This window comes from Streptomyces sp. NPDC002911, from assembly GCF_053591835.1.
In genome coordinates this window covers 286906-309303 of the sequence record NZ_JBSFUO010000001.1, presented here as the reverse complement: position 1 = coordinate 309303, position 22398 = coordinate 286906, and the positions used below count along the sequence as shown (strand labels likewise).

The window sequence follows — 22398 nt, the reverse complement described above, 5'->3', positions numbered from 1 at the left end:
GCCGAGCGCTGACCCCCGGTCGTGTCACCCGAACGTGCTAATCCAGCCCGTTCGAGACCTGATGAACCCCCAACTCGCTAGCCTGGCGCCTCCATCGACCAGGCTGGGGGCGGGTGGTACGGGTGAGGGGCACACCGGGGGCGGCACGCGCCCATATCCTGTGCACGGCGGTCTGCGCCGCACTCTGCGCCCTGCCCGCACTGTCGCCCGGTGCCGCCACGCCCTGGGGCACCCTCGGCCTCCTGGCCACGCTCTACCTGGCCTGTGAACTCCCCGGCCGCTGCCGCGTCCTCGGCGGCTCCGTGCCGGTCAGTGCCGGATCGTTCTTCCCCCTGCTGCTCGCCGCGGCATTTCTGCTGCCGCCGTCCACCGCCGTGCTCGTCGCCGTACCCGGTGCGCTCGCCGGCCGCGTGGAGCGCCCGCCCGCCACGGCCCGCCGCGTCTGGAGGGCCGCCCAGCTCGCCCTGACCGTGGGGGCGGCCTCATGGACGTACGCGTTTCTCGGCGGCCCGGCAACGCTCGGAGGAGCCTCGGGGGGCGCCGTGCCAGACCTTCCGTACGCCCTCCTCCCCGCCTGCGCGACGGCGCTCGTCTTCAGCCTCGTACTGGCCGCGCTGGACGGCGGCATCCTCGTCACGGCCGAGCGCGTGGCCGTCGGACACGCCTGGCGCGGGCTGCCGGCCCGCTCCGTGGGGCCGCACATGGTGCACACGCTGGCGGGGCTGATGATGGCCGTCCTGTGGCGCAGCTCCTACGGGCCCTTGTCCGCTCTGGTCGTCCTGCTGCCGATGTACATCTCCTGCTGGGTCTTCGCGCAGTACCACCGCCAGCACGCCGCCCACCGCGCCACCATCAGGGCGCTCGTGCAGGCGGTCGACATCAAGGACGGGTACACCCGTGGACACAGCGAGAGGGTGGGCCGCGCCTCCGAGCTGATCGCGCGCGAACTCGGCATGAAGGAGAGCCGGACGGAAGCTCTCCGCTTCGCCGGCATCCTGCACGACGTCGGCAAGCTCGGCGTCCCGACGCGGGTCCTGCGCAAGGACGGGCCGCTCACCTCCGAGGAGCGCCGCGTCATCGAACTGCATCCGGAGTACGGCCACGAGATCGTCCGGGGCATCGGCTTCCTGGACGAGGCGCGTGCCGCGATCCTGCACCACCACGAGCGGCTCGACGGCAGCGGCTATCCGTACGGCCTCGCCGGTGACAGCATCCCCGAGTTCGCCCGGGTCGTCGCCGTGGCGGACGCCTTCGACGCGATGACCTCGACGCGCTCCTACCGGCGTGGGCGGCCCGTTCCCGCGGCCGTGGAGGAGCTGAGGCGCTGCGCCGGGAGCCAGTTCGACCCCCGGATGGTGTGCGCTCTGGCCCAGGCCCTGGACCGCCACGGCTGGTCCGCCGCGGCCAACACGGTCACCTCGGACGAGGAGCCGCCCGGGCTGCCGCACCAGCGGGCGGGGTCATGACCGTCCGCCACCGGGTCCCCGGGCCGGCCGGGACAGCAGGGGTGACCCCGGTCCGCCCGTCTCCGCCCGTCCTCGCGGTCCGTGGCGCCGCCCTCGTCCTCGCGGTCGTCGCGCTCGGGCACACCCTGTGGAACGGCGTCGTCGAGCCCGGCCACGCCCTTGCCTTCGGAGTCCTGGTCACCGTCGGTGAGCTGGCCCGCTGGGGTGCCCTGCCCGGGGAGCGGGAGCCCGCGCCTCTGGGGGCGGCGGGAGCACTCGCGTACGCACTGCTCGGGCGCAGCGGTGGACAGGGCACGGCGCACGGTGTCCTCCAAGTGGTCACCGTCGTTGTCGCGGCGCAGCTGCTCGCCTCCGTGCCCCATATGGCGCGCGGCAGCGGCCCCGGGCCCGACCAGGCCGCCCGGCGCGTACTGGCGGTGGCATTCGCCGCCGTGTGCTTTCAGCCGCTCCACCATTCGGGCCGGTCGGAACGCTTGTTCGGCGAGGGCCCGTACTTCGCCCTCTTCCTGCTGGTGCTGCTGATCCTCACCGCCCTGTGCGACGCCGTCCTCGCGGCCCTCACGGCGGGGACGCCCCGTCCGTACGGGCCGCAGCTCCGTGACGAACTCCACGCGCTCAGCGGCATCGGCTCGGCGGTCTGCGCGACCGGTGCCGTGATGGCGCTCGGGGTCGCCGTCGCTGGGCTGTGGGCCCTGCCCGTCCTGTGCGTACCGCTGCTGCTCACCCAGGTGTCGTTCCGCCGGTACGCGGCCGTCCGCACGACGTACCGGCAGACCATCGCCTCGCTGGCCCGGTCCACGGAGATCGCGGGCTACACCCCGCACGGGCACGCCCGCCGGGTGGCCGAACTCTCGACGGCCGTCGGGAGGGAGCTGGGGCTCGCAGGCCCGGAGCTGACCGTGCTGGAGTACGCGGCGCTGATGCACGACATCGGTCAGCTCTCGCTCGTCGACCCGGTGGCCGATGGCGCGACCGCGGTCCTCCCGGCTGCCGAGCAGCGCCGGATCGCCCTGCTCGGAGGGGCGGTGGTCCGCCAGACCGGAGTGGATCCGGCGGTCGCCGTCGTGGTGGAGCAGCAGGCCGATCCGTACCGGGAACAGCAGACCGCCGCCAGGATCGTCCGTGCCGTCAACGCGTACGACGACCTGTGCGGGGAAGGCGTCAAAGGGCCCTTGGGGGCGCTGGAGCAGCTGAGGCTCGGCACCGGCCATGACTACCAGCCGCAGGTGGTGGAAGCGCTGGCCAGAGTTCTGGCACGGGGCGGTCTGACCCCGGTCCGGGCTGGGTAACCCATGGGTAATGAGCGAGCGTCCGGCCGGGCGTGGTTGGATGCGAAGGAGAGCGTTAAAGAGGGTGTCCAGTCGGGACAGGCGGGAATCGTGAGGATCTTCGGGAAGGTACGGCATAGGCCGTCCGCCTCTTGGCGGCAGGCCACGGACCGCGCGTTCACGCTGATCGGCGACGGCCGGTACGAGGACGCGGGGGCGCTGCTGACGCGCGCGGCGGACCTGGAGCCCTGGCTCTCCGAGTCCTGGTTCAATCTCGCGCTGCTGCACAAATTCCGGCACGACTGGGAGCAGGCGAGGGCCGCCGGCCTGCGCGCCGTCGCCCTGCTCGACCGGGGGGCGGGAGCCCCGGACTGGTGGAACGTCGGGATCGCCGCCACCGCCCTGCAGGACTGGCCGCTGGCGCGCCGGGCCTGGCAGGCCTACGGGCTGAGGGTGCCCGGCAGCGGTCAGCACAACGCCGCGGCCAACAGCGAGCCCACGGGCATGGAGCTGGGCAGCGCGGCCGTGCGGCTCTCCCCCGAAGGCGAGGCCGAGGTCGTCTGGGGCCGGAGGCTGGACCCGGCACGGATGGAAGTGCTGTCGATCCCGCTGCCGTCCTCGGGGCGGCGCTGGGGCGAGGTCGTCCTGCACGACGGGGTGCCGAACGGCGAGCGGGTCACGGCGGCCGGGCCGTCGTACCCGGTCTTCGACGAGATCGAGCTGTGGGCACCCTCTCCCGTCCCCACCTGGGTGGTGCTCCTCGAGGCCGCCACCGAGGCCGACCGGGACGCACTGGAGCAGCTCGCCTCCGATGCCGGATTCGCCGCCGAGGACTGGTCGTCGTCCGTGCGGCTGCTCTGCCGCGCGTGTTCGGAGAGCCGGATGGAGAGCGATGAGGGCTACGGCGAGCACCTGGACCCGCACGACCACAGCGAGCCGGGGCACCCCGGGCCCCTGGGCCACCGGACCGCCGGCGACCTGTGGGTGCCGGAGCGAGAATGCGGCATAGCCGCCCCCGCCGGGCTGGTGCGGGGGTTGCTGGACGGCTGGGTGGCGGACAGCCCGGACAGCCGCGAGTGGCGGGATCTCGAAGAAGTCTGCTGAGTGGTGCCCGCAGGTGCCCGTAGGCTGTACAGGCACCGATTCCGGTGCGGGTAATCACGGGTTTCAGGTTTGCAGGAAGGCGTACGGCGGACATGTCGCAGCAGGAGACGGACGAGCAGACCGGTGTGGACGACGAGGGATTCCTCGTGGACACCGAGGACTGCGAGGCGCGTGAGGCGGCGCACCGGGAGCGCGGCACCTCCCGCCCGGTCACGGTGGTCGGCAACCCGGTTCTGCACAAGGAGTGCAGAGACGTCACGGAGTTCGACGACGAGCTCGCGCAGCTGATCGACGACATGTTCGCCAGCCAGCGGACGGCCGAGGGCGTGGGCCTGGCCGCCAACCAGATCGGTGTGGACCGCAAGGTCTTCGTCTACGACTGCCCGGACGACGACGGGGTGCGGCACGTCGGCGCGATCTGCAACCCGGTGCTGGAGGATCTCGCACCGGACCGGCGCAACCTCGACGACTCGAACGAGGGCTGCCTCTCCGTGCCCACGGCGTACGCCTCGCTCGCGCGCCCCGACTACGCGGTCGTGCGCGGCCAGGACGCCCAGGGCAACGCGGTGAAGGTACGGGGCAGCGGCTACTTCGCGCGCTGCCTCCAGCACGAGACGGACCACCTGTACGGCTACCTGTACATCGACCGGCTCTCGAAGCGGGACCGCAAGGACGCACTGAAGCAGATGGCGGAGGGTACCCCGCGCTACGAAGTCGTCCCGAACGACTGACTTCCGTACGGAGAGGCGCCTCGCCGCGCGCGGGGCCCTCTCCGCCCCGGTGATGCGGGAGAGCGAAGGGCTTCGTCAACCAGTGTTCTCCGAGGTGTAGTTGACGCACGTCGGCCTGTCCGCCACGCTCGTCCCCACGCCTATCCAGGCCTCACCTCGCAGGGAGACCCATGCTCAGACGTACCGCACATCTGCTGCTCGCCCTTGTCATGGCCATGGCTTTTGCTGTCGGTGGTGCCGTTGTCACCGCCGGCACCGCGCACGCCGACGGCTGTTACACCTGGACCCGCACCCTGTCGCCCGGCGCCACCGGCAATGACGTCACCCAGCTCCAGATCCGGGTGGCCGGCTATCCGGGATACAACTCCGTGCTGGCCGTCGACGGCTCGTACGGCCCCGCCACCACCGCCGCCGTCAAGCGCTTCCAGTCCGCGTACGGCCTCGCCGCGGACGGGATCGCCGGACCGGCTACGCAGTCCAAGCTCTACGCGCTCCAGGACGACGACTGCACCCCCGTCAACTTCACCTACCCCGAGCTCAACACGTGCAACAGCACCTGGGCGGGTGGAGCGGTCGCCGCAGGCACGGCCAGGGCCAACGCTCTGAGCAGCATGTGGAAGCTGCAGGCCCTGCGGCACGCGCTGGGTGACCAGCCCCTCCGGGTCACCAGTGGCTTCCGGTCCACCTCCTGCAACGCGGCGGTCGGCGGAGCCGCGAACAGCCGCCATCTCTACGGTGACGCCGTCGACCTGGGCTCCGGGCCGCACTCGCTGTGCACCATCGCCAAGCAGGCACGTAACCACGGGTTCAACGGGATCCTCGGCCCGGGTTACGCCGGCCACAGCGACCACATCCACGTGAACCAGGGGCCCGGTCACTTCTGGTCGGCCTCCGCCTGCGGTATCTGACGGCACTCCGGGGTCCGCCCGGTCGCGCGGCCTCGGTCACGCGGCCTCGGTCATGTCCGCCGGCCCCCGGAAGGTGCGGCGGTAGGCGTTCGGGGTCGTGCCCAGCGAACGTACGAACTGATGGCGCAGCGCCGCCGCGTTCCCGAAGCCGGTCTGCCCCGCGATCGTGTCCATGGTCGCGTCCGAGGTCTCCAGCAAATGCTGTGCCAGCAGCACCCGCTGCCGGAGCAGCCAGCGGTACGGAGTGGTGCCGGTCTCCTGCTGGAAACGGCGGGCGAAGGTCCGGGGCGACATATGGGTCTGAGCGGCCAGCTGTTCGACGGTCATCTCCTGGTCGAGGTGGTGCTCCATCCAGGCGAGGGTGTCGCCGACCGTGTCGCACCGGGTGCGAGGCAGCGGACGCTTGACGTACTGAGCCTGGCCCCCGTCCCGGTGCGGGGGGACCACCATGCGGCGTGCGATGGCGTTCGCGACGGCGGGGCCGTGCGCCTGGCGGACCAGGTGCAGTGCGGCGTCTATGCCCGCGGCCGTGCCCGCCGACGTGATGACCGCACCCTCGTCCACGTAGAGCACGTCCGGCTCCACGACGGCCTTCGGGAAGCGGCGCGCCAGCTCGTCGGAGTGCCTCCAGTGGGTGGTGCAGCGGCGGCCGTCCAGCAGCCCGGCCGCGCCGAGGACGAAGGCGCCGGAGCAGACGCTCAGCACCCGCGCGCCGCGCTCGACTGCCCGGCGCAGGGCGTCGAGGGCCTCCTCGGGGTACTCCCGGTCGATGTAGTGGCTCCCCGCGGGTACGGCGATGAGATCGGCCTCCTCCAGGCGGTCCAGCCCGTAGGGGGTGCTGATGGTGAACCCGGCGTGTGTCCGCAGGACCGGTCCTTCCGCCGACACCACCGCGAAGTCGTGGACCGGCAGCCCGTCCTCGGATCGGTCAAGCCCGAACACCTCGCATACGACGCCGAGTTCGAAGGGATGGACTTCGTCGAGCAGCAGGGCGGCGACATTCTTCAGCATGACGTCAGTGTGGCAGCAATTCGATGGTGTGTGACAGTCCTGCCACTGCCTGAATCCGGGCGCACGGACGACAGTGGAGCCATGAACGTATTCCAGAGCTACCTATTCATAGCGGCACTTTTCGCCCTCGTCCTGCTGCCCGCGCTCGTCGGGTTGGCGCGGGAGCGCCGTATCGACCGTGCGCTGCGGGAGGCACAACGCAGCCGGGCACAGCCCCCGGAAAGGACGGACGCCGCGCAACCGGTCACGGCCACGCGGCGCCCGTACCTCCGGTCCTGGGCGAGGGTCTAGAAGTCGTCGTCGAAGCCGACGGACCCCTCCACCGCCACCTGGTACGCGGAGGGGCGGCGCTCGAAGAAGTTCGTCAGCTCCTGCACCCCCTGGAGCTCCATGAACGAGAACGGGTTCTCGGAACCGTAGAGCGCGGGGAAGCCGAGCCGGGCGAGCCGCTGGTCGGCGACGCACTCCAGGTACTGACGCATCGACTCGGTGTTCATCCCCGGCAGGCCCTCGCCGCACAGATCGCTGCCGAACCGCAGTTCCGCCTCGACGGCCTCCTTCAGCATGTCGGTGACCTGCTGTTCGAGTGCGTCGTCGAAGAGGTCGGGCTCCTCTTTGCGGACGGTGTCGACGACCTCGAAGGCGAAGTTCATGTGCATCGTCTCGTCACGGAAAACCCAGTTGGTGCCCGTGGCGAGACCGTGCAGCAGACCACGCGAGCGGAACCAGTAGACGTACGCGAACGCGCCGTAGAAGAACAGGCCTTCGATGCACGCGGCGAAGCAGATCAGGTTGAGCAGGAAGCGCCGGCGGTCGGCCTTCGTCTCCAGCCTCTCGATCTTTTCGACCGAGTCCATCCACCGGAAGCAGAACTGCGCCTTCTCACGGATCGACGGGATCTCCTCGACCGCGTCGAAGGCCGCCGCGCGGTCCTCCGGGTCCGGAAGATAGGTGTCGAGCAGCGTCAGGTAGAACTGGACGTGCACGGCCTCCTCGAACAGCTGACGTGACAGATACAGCCGCGCCTCGGGCGAGTTGATGTGCTTGTAGAGCGTCAGGACCAGGTTGTTGGAGACGATGGAGTCGCCCGTCGCGAAGAACGCGACCAGCCGGCCGATCATGTGCTGCTCACCGGGTGAGAGCTTGGCGAGGTCGGAGACATCGGAGTGGAGGTCGACCTCCTCCACCGTCCAGGTGTTCTTGATCGCGTCCCGGTAGCGTTCGTAGAAGTCCGGGTAGCGCATGGGACGCAGGGTCAGTTCGAAGCCCGGGTCGAGCAGGTTCTTGTTCTCGTCGGGACTCATTACTGGCAGGCCTCGCAGGACTCGGGGTTTTCGAGGGAGCAGGCGATCGCGTCCGCGTCGGGAGCGGAAGCCTGCTGTACGGGGATCGGGGCAGCGGTGGCGGCCGTCCCGGACGCCGCGCGGGCGATGCGGGTGGCCGGGCGCGAACGCAGGTAGTACGTCGTCTTCAGCCCTCGCTTCCAGGCGTACGCGTACATCGAGGAGAGTTTGCCGATCGTCGGCGTCTCCAGGAACAGATTCAGCGACTGGCTCTGGTCGAGGAACGGCGTACGGGCCGCCGCCATGTCGATCAGACCGCGCTGCGGGATCTCCCACGCCGTGCGGTACAGCGCCCGTACGTCCTCAGGGATCCAGGCGAAGCCCTGCACGGAGCCGCTCGCCTCGCGCAGCGCCTCCCGGGTCCGCGCGTCCCAGACGCCGAGCTTCTTCAGCTCGTCCACCAGGTAGGCGTTGACCTGGAGGAACTCCCCGCTGAGCGTCTCGCGCTTGAAGAGGTTCGAGACCTGCGGTTCGATGCATTCGTACACGCCGGCGATGGAGGCGATGGTCGCCGTCGGCGCGATGGCCAGGAGCAGGGAGTTGCGCATCCCGCTCTTCGTGATCCGGGCGCGCAGCGCGTCCCAGCGCTCAGGCCAGTTCAACGCGGTGTCGTAGTGGTCCGGGTGCAGCACGCCCCGGGCGGCGCGGGTCTCGGACCAGGCGGGCAGCGGGCCCGACCTCTCGGCGAGGTCGCAGGACGCCTCGTAGGCGGCGAGCATGATCCGCTCGGAGATCCTCGTGGACAGCGCGCGGGCCTCGGGGGAGTCGAACGGCAGGCGCAGCTGGAAGAAGACGTCCTGCAGGCCCATCGCACCCAGACCCACCGGGCGCCAGCGGGCGTTGGACCGGCCGGCCTGTTCGGTCGGGTAGAAATTGATGTCCACCACCCGGTCGAGGAAGGTCACCGCGGTACGGACGGTGGCGTCCAGCCGCTCCCAGTCGATGGTGCCGTCGGCGACGAACGCGCCGAGGTTGACCGACCCCAGGTTGCAGACGGCCGTCTCGCCGTCGTCGGTGACCTCCAGGATCTCGGTGCAGAGGTTCGAGGAGTGCACGACGCGGCCCGGCTCGGCGGTCTGGTTCGCGGTCCGGTTGGAGGCGTCCTTGAACGTCATCCAGCCCTGCCCGGTCTGCGCGAGCGTCCGCATCATCCGCCCGTACAGCTCACGGGCCGGCATGGTCCTGCGGGCCAGCCCCTTGGCCTCGGCGGCGCGATAGGCGGCGTCGAACTCCTCGCCCCACAGGTCCACCAGTTCGGGAGCGTCCGCCGGGGAGAACAGCGACCACTCGGTGTCCGCGTCGACGCGGCGCATGAACTCGTCCGGGATCCAGTGCGCCAGATTGAGGTTGTGCGTACGCCGCTGGTCCTCGCCGGTGTTGTCGCGCAGCTCCAGGAACTCCTCGATGTCCGCGTGCCAGGTCTCCAGGTAGACGGCGGCGGCGCCCTTGCGCCGGCCGCCCTGGTTGACCGCGGCGACCGAGGCGTCGAGCGTCTTGAGGAACGGCACGATGCCGTTGGAGTGCCCGTTGGTGCCCCGGATGAGTGAACCCCGGGCGCGGATGCGGGAGTACGAGAGACCGATGCCGCCCGCGTGCTTGGAGAGGCGGGCCACCTGGCGGTAGCGGTCGTAGATGGAGTCCAGCTCGTCCAGCGGCGAGTCCAGCAGGTAGCAGGACGACATCTGCGGGTGGCGCGTGCCGGAGTTGAAGAGGGTGGGGGAGGAGGGCAGGTAGTCGAGCCGGCTCATCAGGCCGTACAGCGCGGCCACTTCCTCCAAGGCGCGCTCGGAGGTGTCCTCGGCGAGGCCGGCGGCGACACGCAGCAAGAAGTGCTGCGGGGTCTCCACGACCTCACGGGTGAGCGGGTGGCGCAGCAGATAGCGGCTGTGCAGCGTCCGCAGCCCGAAGTAGCCGAAGCGGTCGTCGGCGCCGTCGGCGAGCGCATGGTCGACCAGCGCGTCGAGCGCGGCGGCGTGCAGCGTGACGAACTCGGCCGTACGGTCCGCGATCAGGCCCTCGCGATGCCCGACAGCGACCGATGCCGAGAAGGAGACAGCGCCCTGACCGGCCGCCTCGTCCGCGACGGCCCGGGTGAGGAGCCGGGCGGCGAGCCGGGAGTAGGCCGGGTCCTCGGAGATCAGGCCCGCGGCCGCCTCGGTGGCCAGCGAGCGCAGCTCGGCCTCGTCCGACCGCGCGTTGCGGCCGCGCAGCGCGGCGGCGGCCACCCGGCCTGGGTCGGTGTCGGGCAGATCGGCGGTGAGGTCGGTCAGGGTCCGCAGCAGAGCGGTCCCGGGTGCTTCGGCCGTGCGGCCTTCGGGTTCCGCGGCTGAAACCGGATCGGCGGGCGCGATGGTCACTGGGGGCTATCCCTCGCTCGGCTCAGGGCCTGCGGGGAGCGGGGCAGCCGGGCACGGCGGCGCCCGGGGGAGGGGGCGGCACGGCGCACGGCGTCCACCGGCCCTCCGCGGGGCCCGGACGTCTCGGCGTCCGGTTCGGTCGAGCCGGACGCACTGTCGACAGGTCTTCGGACTTCGGGATGCGCGAAAGCATACCGATCACACCGTTGCGGGACAGTTCCGGATTCACACCGGATTCCCCTGCGGCGACAGCGAGGTCGAGCATACATGTGGGGGCTGCCTATCGAAGCAGCCCCCACATGTTGTGTCGTGGTGGGTCAGAGCTCCAGCCGGAACGTCAGGAGCGGTAGGTCCGGCAGAGGGCACCAGTCCCGCTCCGGGGTTCGTACGAAGCCGAGGCGCCGGTATATCCGGTGGGCCCCCAGCATGGACTGCTGCGTCGACAGGACGACCCCATGGAGCCCTCCGGCAGCTCGTGCCCGGTCGATACAGGCCCGTACGAGCGCCTCGCCCGCACCACGTCCACGTGCCTCCGGCGAGACCGCCAGCATCCGGAACTCGGCCTCGTCCTCCCCGGCGATGTCCGCCCAGGGGCTGCCGGGCGCGACGTAGGTGACGCCTCCCAGCAGGCGGCCGCCCGCGTCCTCGGCGACCAGCACCTCGGCCTCGGCCGCCCGCCGCTCCACCGCGCGGAGCTGCTCCAGGTAGGGGTCCTCGGCGCCGAAGTCCAGCAGCCCGTCCCCGAGATACGCCTGCGCGGTGATCTCGCCGAGCTCCTCGAACTGAGCCGGCCGGACCGGTCCGATCGATACGTCCATGGGCGCAGTCTGCCGCAGCCGAGATGTGCGCGCCCCCGATTTCCGGCCCGCCGCCGCATGGAACGGCACCGCATGGAACGGCACCGCATGGAACGGCACCGCATGGAACGACGCCGTCCCGGCAGGGCGGACCCTGCCGGGACGGACGTCGCGCGTGAGGACTGCTGTGGGGTCAGTGACCGCCCGGGGAGCCCACCGTGGCGGGCGGGAGCTCGACCTTGACTCCGGGGTCGCCCGCGTCCGCCGTGTAGTCGGACGGCGAGGTCTCGTCCACACCGGCCGGGGCCTTCACCGCGTTGAGGACGAAGGTCAGTACGACCACGACGACGAGGTTCAGCACGAACGCGGTGAGACCGATGTAGCCGATCTCGCCGATGCCCGGAATCTCCTTCGAGGACCCGCCGAAGTGCTTCTGCGTCGGGCTGGCGACGCCGTACGCGGCCACCGTGCCGTAGATCATGCCGACCGCCCAGCCCGCGATCAGGGCCCAGCGGTGGAACCACCGGGTGAACAGGCCGCCCACGAGGGCCGGCATCGTCTGGAGGATCCAGATGCCGCCCAGCAGCTGGAAGTTGATCGCGACCGTCTTGTCCATCGTGAGGACGAAGGCGAGCGCGCCGAACTTGACCAGCAGCGAGACCAGCTTGGAGACCTTGGTCTCCTGTGCCGGGGTCGCGTCGGGCTTGATGAAGTCCTTGTAGATGTTGCGCGTGAAGAGGTTCGCCGCGGCGATCGACATGATCGCGGCCGGCACCAGGGCACCGATCCCGATCGCGGCGAAGGCCACGCCGGCGAACCAGTCGGGGAACATGTTCTCGAACAGCTGGGGGATCGCGAGCTGGCCGTTGTCCACCTTGATCCCGGCGGCGATCGCCATGAAACCGAGCAGGGCCAGCAGACCCAGCATCAGCGAATACAGCGGCAGGATCGTGGTGTTACGCCGGATCACCTCACGGCTGCGGCTGGAGAGCGTCGCCGTGATCGAGTGCGGGTACATGAAGAGGGCCAGTGCCGAGCCCAGAGCCAGCGTGGCGTAGCCCCACTGGCCGGAGACGCCGGGTGTGAGTCCGGCCACCGGTTTGCCGGCCGTCTCGTTCGCGGCGGAGAACTTCTCGCCGGCCGCGGCGAAGATGCTGTCGAACCCGCCCAGCTTTATCGGGATGTAGATGATCGCCACCACGATGACGAGGTAGATCAGTCCGTCCTTGACGAACGCGATGAGCGCCGGCGCGCGCAGCCCCGAGGAGTAGGTGTACGCGGCGAGTACGGCGAAGGCGATCAGCAGCGGCAGGTCTTTGATGAACCAGTGCGTGGTCTCGCCGCCGCCGACGCCCATGACGTCCAGCACGGCCTGGATGCCGACCAGCTGGAGCGCGATGTACGGCATCGTCGCGAGGATGCCGGTGAGGGCGACCGCCAGCGAGAGCCCCTTCGAGCCGAACCGGCCACGGACGAAGTCCGACGTGGTGACGTAGCCGTGCTTGTGCGAGACCGACCACAGGCGCGGCAGGAAGGTGAAGATCAGCGGGTAGACGAGGATCGTGTACGGGACGGCGAAGAAGCCGGCCGCCCCCGCCGCGTAGACGGCCGCGGGCACCGCGACGAAGGTGTACGCCGTGTAGAGGTCGCCGCCGAGCAGGAACCAGGTGACCCAGGTGCCGAACGACCGTCCGCCCAGCCCCCATTCGTCGAGGCTGGCCTCGTTCTCGGCCTTGCGCCAGCGCGCGGCCATGAATCCGATGACCGTGACGGCCACGAAGAAGAAGATGAATACGGCGAGTGCGACGCCGTTCACGCCGTCCTTCATGCGGAGGCACCCCCCTTGCGGGCGCGCTGGTCACGCTGCCACAGCTTGTACGCGATCATGGTGAGAGCGGTCGAGATCAGTACCCAGAGCATCTGGTACCAGTAGAAGAACGGGATGCCGATGAAGGTCGGCTCGACCTTCGCGTACGAGCTGACCCAGAGCATCGCCACGAACGGGGCGATCAGGCAGAGCGCGATGATCCCCCTGGTGGGTGTCACTGTCGGTGGTTTCGCATCGTTTTCTTTTGGCATGTGGCGACTCCGTCCCCTCGCTGATCACCTGGAGCAATGCGCAGGAAATCTAAGCGAGAGTTCCGGCCACCGTCACCCCCTGTCCGCATTGCGGTCCTGCAACGGTCCGGTGTCGCCCGAAAGGACTGATCCCCCTGCGTGGACAGGGGGATCAGAGGCACCAGGAGTCCGAACCCGTCTCAGTCGGTGGGACGCTTCAGGCGGGCCACGAACTTGTACCGGTCACCCCGGTACACCGAGCGCACCCACTCCACCGGTTCGGCGTCGCCGTCGATCGAATGCCGGGACAGCATGAGCATCGGAAGGCCCACGTCCGTGCCGAGCAGCCCCGCCTCGCGCGGGGTGGCGAGCGAGGTCTCGATGGTCTCCTCGGCCTCGGCGAGCCGGACGTCGTACACCTCGGCCAGAGCGGTGTAGAGCGAGGTGTACTTCACCAGCGAACGGCGCAGCGCCGGAAAGCGCTTGGCCGAGAGGTGGGTGGTCTCGATGGCCATCGGTTCACCGCTGGCGAGCCGCAGCCGCTCGATCCGCAGCACCCGCCCACCCGTCGTGATGTCCAGCAGCCCGGCGAGCGTGTCGTCCGCCGTGACGTAGCCGATGTCCAGCAGTTGAGAGGTGGGTTCCAGGCCTTGGGCGCGCATGTCCTCGGTGTACGAGGTGAGTTGCAGGGCCTGGGAGACCTTCGGCTTGGCGACGAAGGTGCCCTTGCCCTGGATGCGCTCCAGCCGGCCCTCGACCACCAGCTCCTGCAGGGCCTGGCGCACCGTGGTGCGCGAGGTGTCGAACTCCGCGGCCAGGGTCCGCTCGGGCGGCACCGGGGTGCCGGGCGGCATGGTGTCCGTCATGTCGAGGAGATGGCGCTTGAGCCGGTAGTACTTCGGGACGCGGGCCGTACGCGCTCCCGCGCCGGCGCCGGTCTCGCTCGTACCGCTGCCCCCGTCGGCACCCATGGCCCGCCTTCCCGACTGCTGCGTTGCTGCCGTCACCGGCTCCTCCGTCTGTCGCGGCTCACATGGTGGCACGGTCCGGTCACGGGTCGTCGCCCTCCCTCAGGTGTCGGTCCGATAACGGACGCGAGTGCACTTCTTATACACCCTTGACACCCCTATAGGTCTAGGCCAAGCTCCCGGTACTGGTCTAAACCATTAAAGACCAGGTCCCAGCCCCAGCAGTACTACTCGTCGGTGTCTTCGCGGTGGGCGGGGGGTTGCAGCACCCTGAGGAGGGTTTGGCGTGAAGCGCAAGCTCATCGCGGCGATCGGCGTCGCGGGCATGATGGTCAGCATGGCAGCGTGTGGCTCCGACGACGGCGGCGACAGCGGCAAGAAGTCCGGCCCGGACAGCTACAAGGGCGAGACCCTGACCGTCTGGGCCATGGACGGTTCCACGCCCGAGCAGTGGCAGAAGGACCTGTCCGCCGAGTTCGAGAAGAAGACCGGCGCCAAGGTCAAGTTCGAGGTGCAGGTCTGGAACGGTATCCAGCAGAAGCTGACGACCGCCCTCTCCGAGGAGAACCCGCCCGACGTCTTCGAGATCGGCAACACCCAGACCGCCGCCTACGCCAAGACCGGTGGCCTCGCGGACCTGGGTGACCTCAAGTCGGAGATCGGCGGCGACTGGGCCGCCAACCTGAACGAGGCCGCGGTGGTCGACGGCAAGCAGTACGCCGCCCCGTGGTACTTCGCCAACCGCGTGGTGATCTACAACAAGTCGGTCTTCGCGGAGGCCGGCGTCACCGACACCCCCAAGACCCGCGACGAGTTCTTCGCCGCCCTGGACAAGATCAAGGCCAAGGGCAAGGCCGAGCCGCTCTACCTGCCCGGCCAGAACTGGTACTTCTTTGACGGTCTCACCATCGGTCAGGACGCGGACCTCATCAAGAAGGACGGGGACAAGTGGGTCTCCAACCTCGCCGACCCGAAGATCGGCGCGGCGATGGACCTCTACAAGAAGTACCAGGGCTACTCCAAGGCGCCCAAGGACAAGGACGAGGCCACCCCGCAGCAGGCCGACATCTTCGCCAAGGGCAAGACGGGCGCCTTCATAGGCATGGGCTGGGAAGCCGGTACGGCGATCAAGGCCAACCCGGCCATCGAGAAGGAGATCGGCTACTTCACCATCCCGGGTGAGACCGCCGAGAAGCCCGAGGGCGTCTTCCTCGGCGGCTCCAACCTCGCCGTCGCCGAGGGCAGCGCGAAACAGGACCTCGCCAAGGAGTTCCTGAAGCTCGCGCTCTCCGACAAGTACGAGGGTCAGCTCGCCAAGCTGAACGGCATCATCCCCAACAAGGAGTCGCTGAACTCCAACCTGGTCGGCAACCCGGTCGCCGAGGCCGCCGCCCCGTCCGCCAAGTTCGGCGGCACCACGCCGCTGATCCCCGAGTGGGCCGCGGTCGAGAACGCTCCTAACCCGATCAAGACCTTCATGACGGCGGTCCTGAACGGCAAGTCGAACGCCGAGGCCGCCAAGCAGGTCGAGGAAGAGTTCAACGAGCGCCTCGCGCAGAAGCAGTAAGGCCGAAACGCCGGGGGCGGACTCCTGTGACGGAGTCCGGCCCCGGCCGTGTCCCATGGTGCCGAGAAAGAGATGGCGAGCATGACCGTGCAGACCGAACGGCCGCCCTCCGGGCCGACGGAGGTTACGAAGCGGCCCGACTCCGGGCCGGACAAGCCCCGGGGAGCCGAAAGACGGGCCGTGTCGGCCCCGTATCTGCTGCTGCTTCCCCCCGTGGCCGTGACCCTGGTGTTCCTCGGCTGGCCCGTGGTCAAGAACACCCTGCTGTCGTTCCAGAACCTCAACATGAGGCAGCTGATCCAGCACCTCACCGAGTGGAACGGGATCGACAACTACACGGACATCCTCGGCAGCGAGGAGTTCTGGAACGTCACCGGCCGGTCGATCGTCTTTGCCGGCACCAACGTCGTCCTGATCATGCTGTTCGGCACCCTGATCGGCCTCCTGCTGGCCCGGCTGGGCAAGCGCATGCGCGTCACCCTGCTCGTCGGACTGGTCCTCGCCTGGGCCATGCCGGTCATCGCCGCGACCACCGTCTACCAGTGGCTCTTCGCCTCACGCTTCGGTGTCGTCAACTGGGTGCTGGACGCCATCGGCTTCCACTCCATGGCGGAGTTCAACTGGACCGGCAGCCAGTTCTCCACCTTCTTCGTGATCACGGTCCTCATCGTGTGGCAGTCGATCCCGTTCGTGGCGATCAACCTGTACGCCGCGACGACGACGATCCCCAAGGAGCTCTACGAGGCCGCCTCGCTGGACGGCGCGGGCCCCTGGAAGAGCTTCACCTCGGTCACCATGCCCTTCCTCAAGCCGTTCCTCCTCGCGACCACGTTCCTCGAGGTCATATGGGTCTTCAAGGCCTTCGCCCAGGTGTTCGCGATCAACGAGGGCGGCCCGGACCGGCTCACCGAGATCCTCCCCGTCTACGCGTACATCGAGGGCATCGGCAACCAGCACTACGGCATGGGCTCGGCGATCGCGCTGCTCACCATCGTGATCCTGCTCCTCCTCACCTCGTACTACCTCAGGATCGTCTCCAAGCAAGAGGAGGACGAGCTGTGAAGCGCTCGGCTTCGTCCCGGTTCAGCCGTATCTGGCCCAACGTCACGGCGGTCCTGCTGGTCATCGGCTTCGTCTTCCCCGTGTACTGGATGTTCGCGACGGCCTTCAAGCCGACGCCGGACATCGTCTCCGAGGACCCGGTCTGGTTCCCGACCGACATCACGTTCCAGCACTTCCGGACGGCCGTCGACGCCGAGAACTTCTGGACGATGGTCCGGAACTCGCTCACCGTCACCGTGCTCGCCGTGGCCTTCTCCCTCATCCTGGCGCTCGCGGGATCGTTCGCCCTCGCCCGGATGCGCTTCAAGGGCCGGCGGGGGTTCATCATCGGCTTCATGGTCGCCCAGATGGCGCCCTGGGAAGTCATGGTCATCGCGATCTACTTCATCGTGCGCGACACGGACATGCTCAACAGTTTGATCCCGCTGACGCTCTTCTACATGGTCATGGTCCTGCCCTTCACCCTCCTGACGCTGCGGGGCTTCGTCGCCGCCGTGCCCAGGGAGTTGGAGGAGTCGGCCATGGTCGACGGCTGCACCCGGCCCCAGGCCTTCGTGAAGGTGATCCTGCCGCTGCTGGCCCCCGGGCTGATGTCCACCTCGCTGTTCGGCTTCATCACCGCGTGGAACGAATTCCCGCTGGTCCTGGTGCTCAACAAGCAGGCCGAGGCGCAGACCCTGCCCCTGTGGCTCTCCCAGTTCCAGAGCCAGTTCGGCGACGACTGGGGCGCCACGATGGCCGCGTCCTCCATCTTCGCCATCCCGATCCTCGTCCTCTTCGTCTTCCTGCAGCGCAAGGCCGTCAGCGGTCTGACCGATGGCGCAGTGAAGGGATAACACGGCTGCCATGACCACGCTCGTATCCACCACGGACACCGTCACCCGCGACGCGCTCGCCGTCCTCCAGCCGGGCTTCACCGGCACGAGCGCCCCGGACTGGCTCCTTCGCAGGGTCGGCGAAGGCCTCACCTCCGTCGGGCTGTTCGGCCGGAACATCCACTCACCCGAGCAGCTCGCCGCGCTCACGGCCCGCCTCCGGGCCGAGCGGGACGACGTACTCGTCGCGATCGACGAGGAGGGCGGCGACGTCACCCGGCTGGAGGTCCGCAGCGGCTCCTCCTTCCCCGGCAACCTCGCCCTCGGCGCCGTCGACGACGTGGACCTGACCAGGGCCGTCGCCCGGGAGCTCGGCCGCAGGCTGGCCGAGTGCGGGGTCAACCTCAACTGGGCACCCTCCGCGGACGTCAACTCCAATCCCGGCAACCCCGTCATCGGCGTACGCTCCTTCGGCTCCGGCACCGGGCTGGTCGCCCGCCACACCGCGGCGTACGTCGAGGGCCTCCAGGCCGCCGGTGTCGCCGCATGCACCAAGCACTTCCCCGGGCACGGGGACACGGCGGTCGACTCCCATCACTCGCTGCCCCGCATCGATGTGGATCTGGATACCCTGCACGCCCGTGAGCTGGTGCCTTTCCGGGCTGCCATCGCAGCGGGTTCGAAATCGGTGATGAGCGCACATATCCTGCTCCCCGCACTCGACCCGACCCGGCCGGCCACCCTCAGTCCGCGGATCCTCACGGGTCTGCTGCGCCAGGAGCTGGGCTACGAGGGGCTGATCGTCACCGACGGCATGGAGATGGACGCCATCGCCGGCCCGTACGGCATCGAGCGTGGATCCGTCCTCGCCATCGCCGCGGGCGCCGACGCCATCTGTGTCGGCGGCGGGCTGGCCGACGAGGACACCGTGCTTCGGCTGCGCGACGCGTTGGTGACGGCGGTGCGGGCAGGTGAACTGCCCGAGGAGCGGCTGGCCGACGCGGCCGCACGTGTACGGGCCCTCGCGTCCTGGACGCAGAGGACCAGGGGGGTTGCCTCGGAGCCGGGCGCGGACAGGCAGGAGGGGGCCGCGCCCGGCGCCGGAGCCGACATCGGGCTGGTCGCGGCCCGCAGGGCCGTGAGGGTCACGGGCACCGTCGAACCGCTGAGCGAGCCGGCTTACGTCGCAGCCTTCAGCCCGGCCGCCAACATCGCGGTCGGCGACGAGACCCCGTGGGGCGTCGCGGCCGAGCTGGCCCGGATACTGCCCGGCACATGGACGGACACCTACGGCAGCGGGAGCGCGTCGCCGGCCGCCGAGGTGCTGAGGGCGGCGGGGGAGCGGCGCATCGTCGCCGTCGTCCGTGACGCCCACCGGCACGCGTGGATGAGCGAGGCCCTGGATGCCGTGCTGGCGGCGCGTCCCGACACGGTCGTGGTCGAGATGGGCCTGCCCGAGGCGCCGCCCCGGGGCGCGCCGCACATCGCCACGCACGGCGCGGCACGGGTGTGCGGGGCCGCCGCCGCGGAGGCGATCACGGGTACGGCTTCCTAGCCCCCGGAGGGACGACGCGTGGGGGCCGGGTCACCGTCACAGGTGCCGGCCCTCGCGCGTACGGGAGTTCTAGAGACCCTGCCACTGCGGCTTCGCCGCATAGGTGGCGCGGAAGTAGTCCGCCAGCTTCAGCTTCGACGCCGCGGCCTCGTCGACCACCACGGTGGCGTGCTGATGCAGCTGGAGCGCCGATGCCGGTACGACCGAGGCGACCGGGCCCTCGACCGTGAGGGCCACCGCGTCGGCCTTTCCCTCGCCGGTGGCCAGCAGGATCGGGTGACGGGACTCCAGGATCGTGCCGATGCCCTGTGTGATGACGTGGCGGGGCACCTGCGCGATGTCGTCGTCGAAGAAGCGCGCGTTGTCGATCCGCGTCTGCTCGGTCAGCGTCTTGATACGGGTACGGGAGGCGAGCGAGGAGCACGGCTCGTTGAAGCCGATGTGTCCGTCGGTGCCGATGCCGAGCAGCTGGAGGTCCACGCCGCCCGCCTCGGTGAGCGCCTTGTCGTACGCCTCGCAGGCCGCCTGCACGTCCTCGGCGGTGCCGTCCGGGCCCATGAAGGACTTCTCGGACAGGCCCAGCGGCTCGATGACCTCGCGCAGCAGGACGGAGCGGTACGACTCGGGGTGGCCTGCGGGCAGCCCCACGTACTCGTCGAGCTGGCAGATACGGGCGCGCGAGGCGTCCACGGCGCCGGAGCGGACCTTCGCCGTCAGGGCCCGATAGATGGGCAGCGGGGTCGAGCCGGTGGCAACGCCGAGCAGGGCGTCGGGCTTGCGGCTCAGCAGGGCCGCGACGGCCTCCGCGACGAGTTCGCCGCCTGCCGTGGCGTCCGGGACGATGACAACTTCCACGCTGTGCCTGCCGATCTGAAGAGTGGTGGCATGTGGTATAGACCAATTCAGAGCCCCAATCTAGCAGAATGACGCGGCCCGGAGGTGAACCGGTCGCGTGTGCGTCACTGGTTGTCGCCCTGTCGGCGGACGGCCTCAGCCGTGAGGGGATGCCCCCGGAAACACCCGCGGGCCGCGGCGCCGGGACGGGACCCTCGGCCCGTCCGACACCGCAGCCCGGAGCTGCCTGGCCGGTGGTGTGCGGTGCCTCCGGCCACTGGAGGCACCGGCGCGGTCAGGGCAGAGAGCGCCGGCTACCTCGGTCCGCTCTCCTGTGCGGGGAGAGCGGAGGTCTGTCGTGCAGGAGACACGCTCTTCCTGTCGTGTTCCTATGTGATGCATTGTGGACTAGACCAATAGCCCGTGTCTATCGGTGGGCGCGGACGTTCCCCACGCCGGCCCGTCCCTCACCATGTCACGTACCCGGGGACCGATCGGTTCGGAAGCTCTTCCTTTCCACGGGTACGCTCGCACACGTGCCCTCCATGAACGACCTCGTCCGCCAGCACACAGCCCTGAGTGACACCGACCTCGAGTGGCTCCATCTGCTGGTCTCGGAGTGGCAGCTGCTCTCCGACCTCTCCTTCGCCGACCTCGTCCTGTGGGTGCCCACCCGCGACGGGACCCGCTATGTGTCCGTGGCGCAGATGCGGCCCAACACCGGCCCCACCTCCTACCAGGACGACATGGTCGGCCACCTCGTGCCGCGCGGTCGCCGGCCGCTGCTGGACGCCGCCCTGGACGAAGGCCGCATCGTGCGCGAGGGTGATCCGGAGTGGCGGGAGGAGGTGCCCGTCCGGGTCGAGTCGATCCCCGTCCGGAGAGAGGGCCGAATCCTCGGGGTCATCGCCCGGAACACCAACCTCCTCACCGTGCGCACGCCGTCCAGGCTGGAGCTCACCTACCTCCAGTCCGCCTCCGACCTGGCCCAGATGATCGCCGCCGGGTCCTTTCCGTTCCCCGGCCAGCAGGTCGACATGGACGCGTCGCCGCGCGTCGGCGACGGGCTGATCAGGCTCGACGCCGACGGCGTCGTGCAGTACGCCAGTCCCAACGGCCTCTCCGCCTACCACCGGCTCGGCCTGGCCTCGGACCTAGTCGGCCACAACCTCGGCGCGACCACCGCCGAACTCGCGCCGTCGCGCGGCCCGGTGGACGAGGCCCTGGTCAAGGTGGCGAGCGGATACGCGCCCCGGGAGTTCGAGGTCGAGGGCGCCGGCGGGGTCATCCAGCTGCGCGCGATCCCGCTCAAGCCCAAGGGGGTGCGCATCGGTTCGCTGGTGCTGCTCCGTGATGTCACGGAACTGCGCCGCCGCGAGCGGGAATTGATCACGAAGGACGCCACCATCCGGGAAATCCACCACCGGGTGAAGAACAACCTCCAGACGGTGGCCGCCCTGTTGCGGCTCCAGGCGCGCCGGATGGACTCGGAGCGGGGCCGCGAGGCGCTCAACGAGGCGGTGCGGCGCGTCGGTTCGATCGCGATCGTCCATGAGACGCTGTCCCAGAATCTGGACGAGCGGGTCGAGTTCGACGAGATCGCGGACCGAGTGATCGCGATGGTCGCCGAGATCTCGCCCGGGAAGGTCACCTGCCGCCGCACGGGGCGCTTCGGAATTCTCGATGCGGAAGTGGCCACTCCGCTCTCGATGGTGCTCACCGAGGTCCTGCAGAACGCGCTGGAGCACGCGTTCACCGTGGCCGAGCGCGGCACGGTGGAGGTGTCCGCGGTGCGGGGCGGTTCACCGGCCGAGGGCCGGCTGCGGATCACCGTGACGGACGACGGGCGCGGGCTGCCCGAGGGGTTCGACCCCCAGCGGGCCGGCAATCTGGGACTGCAGATCGTGCGGACCCTGGTGGAGGGCGAGCTCGGCGGCACCTTCGGCATGGTCCCGGCCCCGGTCCGCGGCACGCAGGTGGTGCTCGACCTCCCCGTACGGAACGACAAGTAGTCAAAAGCAGTGGGCCCGGACCGTGGTGACGGTCCGGGCCCACTGCGTGGTGCTCACGGTGCGATGCGCTTCGGGGGTACTGCGCGCTGCGACTCGAAGGCGGGGCTGTGCGTACGCTCTGTACGCGCCGCCGGGCTGAGGCTCATCGTGCGGGGGGCGTCGGTCAGGCGCTGGCGTTACGCGCCCGGTTGCGAGCGGCGCGACGCTTCATTGCGCGACGCTCGTCCTCGCTGAGGCCACCCCAGACGCCGGAGTCCTGGCCGGACTCGAGCGCCCACTGCAGGCACTGCTCCATGACGGGGCAGCGACGGCAGACGGCCTTGGCTTCCTCGATCTGCAGCAGCGCAGGACCGGTGTTGCCGATGGGGAAGAACAGCTCGGGGTCTTCCTCACGACAAACGGCGTTGTGACGCCAGTCCATGGCTGCTACCTCTCCTTGGTAATACATGCTGGTGCTTGTGAATGTGAACGCTTTCACGAATCCCCCCGCAAACAAAGGTCCGACGCCCAGATGAGCTGGATGTGGTCCTGTTGTGGTGAGG

Annotated in this window: 20 protein-coding genes and 1 riboswitch; of the genes, 11 read left to right on the top strand and 9 right to left on the bottom strand. The window is 69.7% G+C overall.

Annotated features, from left to right (window positions below; genetic code table 11):
* Window positions 1–122: 122 nt before the first annotated feature.
* The 5 genes from ACWD04_RS01355 to ACWD04_RS01335 all read left to right on the top strand — a co-directional run bounded on the left by ACWD04_RS01355 (window position 123) and on the right by ACWD04_RS01335 (window position 5477).
* A complete protein-coding gene (locus ACWD04_RS01355) occupies window positions 123–1466 on the top strand; it encodes an HD-GYP domain-containing protein (RefSeq protein ID WP_451126852.1) in 1344 nt (447 codons plus the stop codon).
* Entirely contained in the window at window positions 1463–2755 is a 1293-nt protein-coding gene (locus tag ACWD04_RS01350) for an HD-GYP domain-containing protein (protein ID WP_451126850.1), read from the top strand. The genes ACWD04_RS01355 and ACWD04_RS01350 overlap by 4 nt, the downstream gene beginning before the upstream one ends.
* Before the next feature lie 90 nt (window positions 2756–2845).
* The gene (locus ACWD04_RS01345; RefSeq protein WP_451126848.1) at window positions 2846–3838 is read left to right on the top strand and encodes a tetratricopeptide repeat protein; all 993 of its coding nucleotides are present in this window, start codon (window positions 2846–2848) and stop codon (window positions 3836–3838) included.
* A gap of 92 nt (window positions 3839–3930) precedes the next feature.
* Complete coding sequence (def, locus tag ACWD04_RS01340; protein ID WP_451126846.1) at window positions 3931–4569, top strand: peptide deformylase; 639 nt, start codon at window positions 3931–3933, stop codon at window positions 4567–4569.
* A gap of 170 nt (window positions 4570–4739) precedes the next feature.
* A complete protein-coding gene (locus ACWD04_RS01335; protein WP_451126844.1) occupies window positions 4740–5477 on the top strand; it encodes a D-Ala-D-Ala carboxypeptidase family metallohydrolase in 738 nt (245 codons plus the stop codon).
* 36 nt (window positions 5478–5513) lie between these two features.
* On the opposite strand, the gene ACWD04_RS01330 is transcribed toward ACWD04_RS01335, so the two are convergent.
* Window positions 5514–6488 carry a helix-turn-helix domain-containing protein gene (locus ACWD04_RS01330; RefSeq protein ID WP_451126842.1) on the bottom strand — a complete coding sequence of 325 codons (975 nt, stop codon included), beginning with the start codon at window positions 6486–6488 and terminating at the stop codon, window positions 5514–5516.
* Window positions 6489–6569: 81 nt separating this feature from the next.
* Between ACWD04_RS01330 and ACWD04_RS01325 the strand changes: the two genes are divergently transcribed.
* Window positions 6570–6779 (top strand): hypothetical protein, encoded by a 210-nt coding sequence (locus ACWD04_RS01325; RefSeq protein ID WP_451126840.1) that lies wholly within the window; start codon window positions 6570–6572, stop codon window positions 6777–6779.
* Here ACWD04_RS01325 and ACWD04_RS01320 read toward each other — a convergent pair.
* The 6 genes from ACWD04_RS01320 to ACWD04_RS01295 form a co-directional block, all read right to left on the bottom strand.
* A complete protein-coding gene (locus tag ACWD04_RS01320) occupies window positions 6776–7792 on the bottom strand; it encodes a ribonucleotide-diphosphate reductase subunit beta (protein ID WP_451126838.1) in 1017 nt (338 codons plus the stop codon). The genes ACWD04_RS01325 and ACWD04_RS01320 overlap by 4 nt on opposite strands.
* Window positions 7792–10188: a ribonucleoside-diphosphate reductase subunit alpha gene (locus ACWD04_RS01315; RefSeq protein ID WP_451126836.1), complete on the bottom strand. Its 2397-nt coding sequence runs from the start codon at window positions 10186–10188 to the stop codon at window positions 7792–7794. Before ACWD04_RS01315 ends, ACWD04_RS01320 begins: the two co-directional genes overlap by 1 nt.
* A 141-nt stretch (window positions 10189–10329) precedes the next feature.
* Window positions 10330–10453: riboswitch (cobalamin riboswitch) on the bottom strand.
* A gap of 52 nt (window positions 10454–10505) precedes the next feature.
* On the bottom strand, window positions 10506–11006 hold the full coding sequence (locus tag ACWD04_RS01310; protein ID WP_451126834.1) for a GNAT family N-acetyltransferase: 501 nt from the start codon (window positions 11004–11006) through the stop codon (window positions 10506–10508).
* Window positions 11007–11178: 172 nt separating this feature from the next.
* Window positions 11179–12813, bottom strand: coding sequence for a monocarboxylate uptake permease MctP (gene mctP / locus ACWD04_RS01305; RefSeq protein ID WP_451126833.1), 1635 nt, complete (start codon window positions 12811–12813; stop codon window positions 11179–11181).
* Complete coding sequence (locus ACWD04_RS01300) at window positions 12810–13064, bottom strand: DUF3311 domain-containing protein (RefSeq protein ID WP_451126831.1); 255 nt, start codon at window positions 13062–13064, stop codon at window positions 12810–12812. The genes mctP and ACWD04_RS01300 overlap by 4 nt, the downstream gene beginning before the upstream one ends.
* A gap of 179 nt (window positions 13065–13243) precedes the next feature.
* Window positions 13244–14014, bottom strand: coding sequence for a GntR family transcriptional regulator (locus tag ACWD04_RS01295; protein ID WP_451127435.1), 771 nt, complete (start codon window positions 14012–14014; stop codon window positions 13244–13246).
* A 283-nt stretch (window positions 14015–14297) separates the two neighbouring features.
* Between ACWD04_RS01295 and ACWD04_RS01290 the strand changes: the two genes are divergently transcribed.
* The 4 genes from ACWD04_RS01290 (at window position 14298) to ACWD04_RS01275 (ending at window position 19010) form a co-directional block, all read left to right on the top strand.
* Window positions 14298–15578 (top strand): extracellular solute-binding protein, encoded by a 1281-nt coding sequence (locus ACWD04_RS01290; RefSeq protein ID WP_351281739.1) that lies wholly within the window; start codon window positions 14298–14300, stop codon window positions 15576–15578.
* An 81-nt stretch (window positions 15579–15659) separates the two neighbouring features.
* Window positions 15660–16640 carry a carbohydrate ABC transporter permease gene (locus tag ACWD04_RS01285; protein ID WP_451126828.1) on the top strand — a complete coding sequence of 327 codons (981 nt, stop codon included), beginning with the start codon at window positions 15660–15662 and terminating at the stop codon, window positions 16638–16640.
* 29 nt (window positions 16641–16669) lie between these two features.
* On the top strand, window positions 16670–17476 hold the full coding sequence (locus ACWD04_RS01280) for a carbohydrate ABC transporter permease (protein WP_451127433.1): 807 nt from the start codon (window positions 16670–16672) through the stop codon (window positions 17474–17476).
* A 10-nt stretch (window positions 17477–17486) separates the two neighbouring features.
* On the top strand, window positions 17487–19010 hold the full coding sequence (locus ACWD04_RS01275; RefSeq protein WP_451126826.1) for a glycoside hydrolase family 3 protein: 1524 nt from the start codon (window positions 17487–17489) through the stop codon (window positions 19008–19010).
* Between the two features lie 69 nt (window positions 19011–19079).
* Here the strand turns inward: ACWD04_RS01275 and nagB are convergent, their stop codons facing one another.
* Complete coding sequence (gene nagB, locus ACWD04_RS01270) at window positions 19080–19865, bottom strand: glucosamine-6-phosphate deaminase (protein ID WP_451126824.1); 786 nt, start codon at window positions 19863–19865, stop codon at window positions 19080–19082.
* A gap of 524 nt (window positions 19866–20389) precedes the next feature.
* Between nagB and ACWD04_RS01265 the strand changes: the two genes are divergently transcribed.
* Window positions 20390–21856, top strand: coding sequence for a sensor histidine kinase (locus tag ACWD04_RS01265; protein ID WP_451127431.1), 1467 nt, complete (start codon window positions 20390–20392; stop codon window positions 21854–21856).
* Between the two features lie 163 nt (window positions 21857–22019).
* On the opposite strand, the gene ACWD04_RS01260 is transcribed toward ACWD04_RS01265, so the two are convergent.
* Window positions 22020–22277 carry a WhiB family transcriptional regulator gene (locus tag ACWD04_RS01260; RefSeq protein ID WP_003953983.1) on the bottom strand — a complete coding sequence of 86 codons (258 nt, stop codon included), beginning with the start codon at window positions 22275–22277 and terminating at the stop codon, window positions 22020–22022.
* Window positions 22278–22398: the final 121 nt, after the last annotated feature.

Bases quoted from the DNA above. Each gene is read 5' to 3' on its own strand.
- ACWD04_RS01350 (WP_451126850.1), top strand. From the start codon at position 1,463: ATGACCGTCCGCCACCGGGTCCCCGGGCCGGCCGGGACAGCAGGGGTG.
- def (WP_451126846.1), top strand. From the start codon at position 3,931: ATGTCGCAGCAGGAGACGGACGAGCAGACCGGTGTGGACGACGAGGGA.
- ACWD04_RS01335 (WP_451126844.1), top strand. From the start codon at position 4,740: ATGCTCAGACGTACCGCACATCTGCTGCTCGCCCTTGTCATGGCCATG.
- ACWD04_RS01330 (WP_451126842.1), bottom strand. From the start codon at position 6,488: ATGCTGAAGAATGTCGCCGCCCTGCTGCTCGACGAAGTCCATCCCTTC.
- ACWD04_RS01325 (WP_451126840.1), top strand. From the start codon at position 6,570: ATGAACGTATTCCAGAGCTACCTATTCATAGCGGCACTTTTCGCCCTC.
- ACWD04_RS01320 (WP_451126838.1), bottom strand. From the start codon at position 7,792: ATGAGTCCCGACGAGAACAAGAACCTGCTCGACCCGGGCTTCGAACTG.
- ACWD04_RS01310 (WP_451126834.1), bottom strand. From the start codon at position 11,006: ATGGACGTATCGATCGGACCGGTCCGGCCGGCTCAGTTCGAGGAGCTC.
- mctP (WP_451126833.1), bottom strand. From the start codon at position 12,813: ATGAAGGACGGCGTGAACGGCGTCGCACTCGCCGTATTCATCTTCTTC.
- ACWD04_RS01300 (WP_451126831.1), bottom strand. From the start codon at position 13,064: ATGCCAAAAGAAAACGATGCGAAACCACCGACAGTGACACCCACCAGG.
- ACWD04_RS01295 (WP_451127435.1), bottom strand. From the start codon at position 14,014: ATGGGTGCCGACGGGGGCAGCGGTACGAGCGAGACCGGCGCCGGCGCG.
- ACWD04_RS01285 (WP_451126828.1), top strand. From the start codon at position 15,660: ATGACCGTGCAGACCGAACGGCCGCCCTCCGGGCCGACGGAGGTTACG.
- ACWD04_RS01275 (WP_451126826.1), top strand. From the start codon at position 17,487: ATGACCACGCTCGTATCCACCACGGACACCGTCACCCGCGACGCGCTC.
- ACWD04_RS01265 (WP_451127431.1), top strand. From the start codon at position 20,390: ATGAACGACCTCGTCCGCCAGCACACAGCCCTGAGTGACACCGACCTC.
- ACWD04_RS01260 (WP_003953983.1), bottom strand. From the start codon at position 22,277: ATGGACTGGCGTCACAACGCCGTTTGTCGTGAGGAAGACCCCGAGCTG.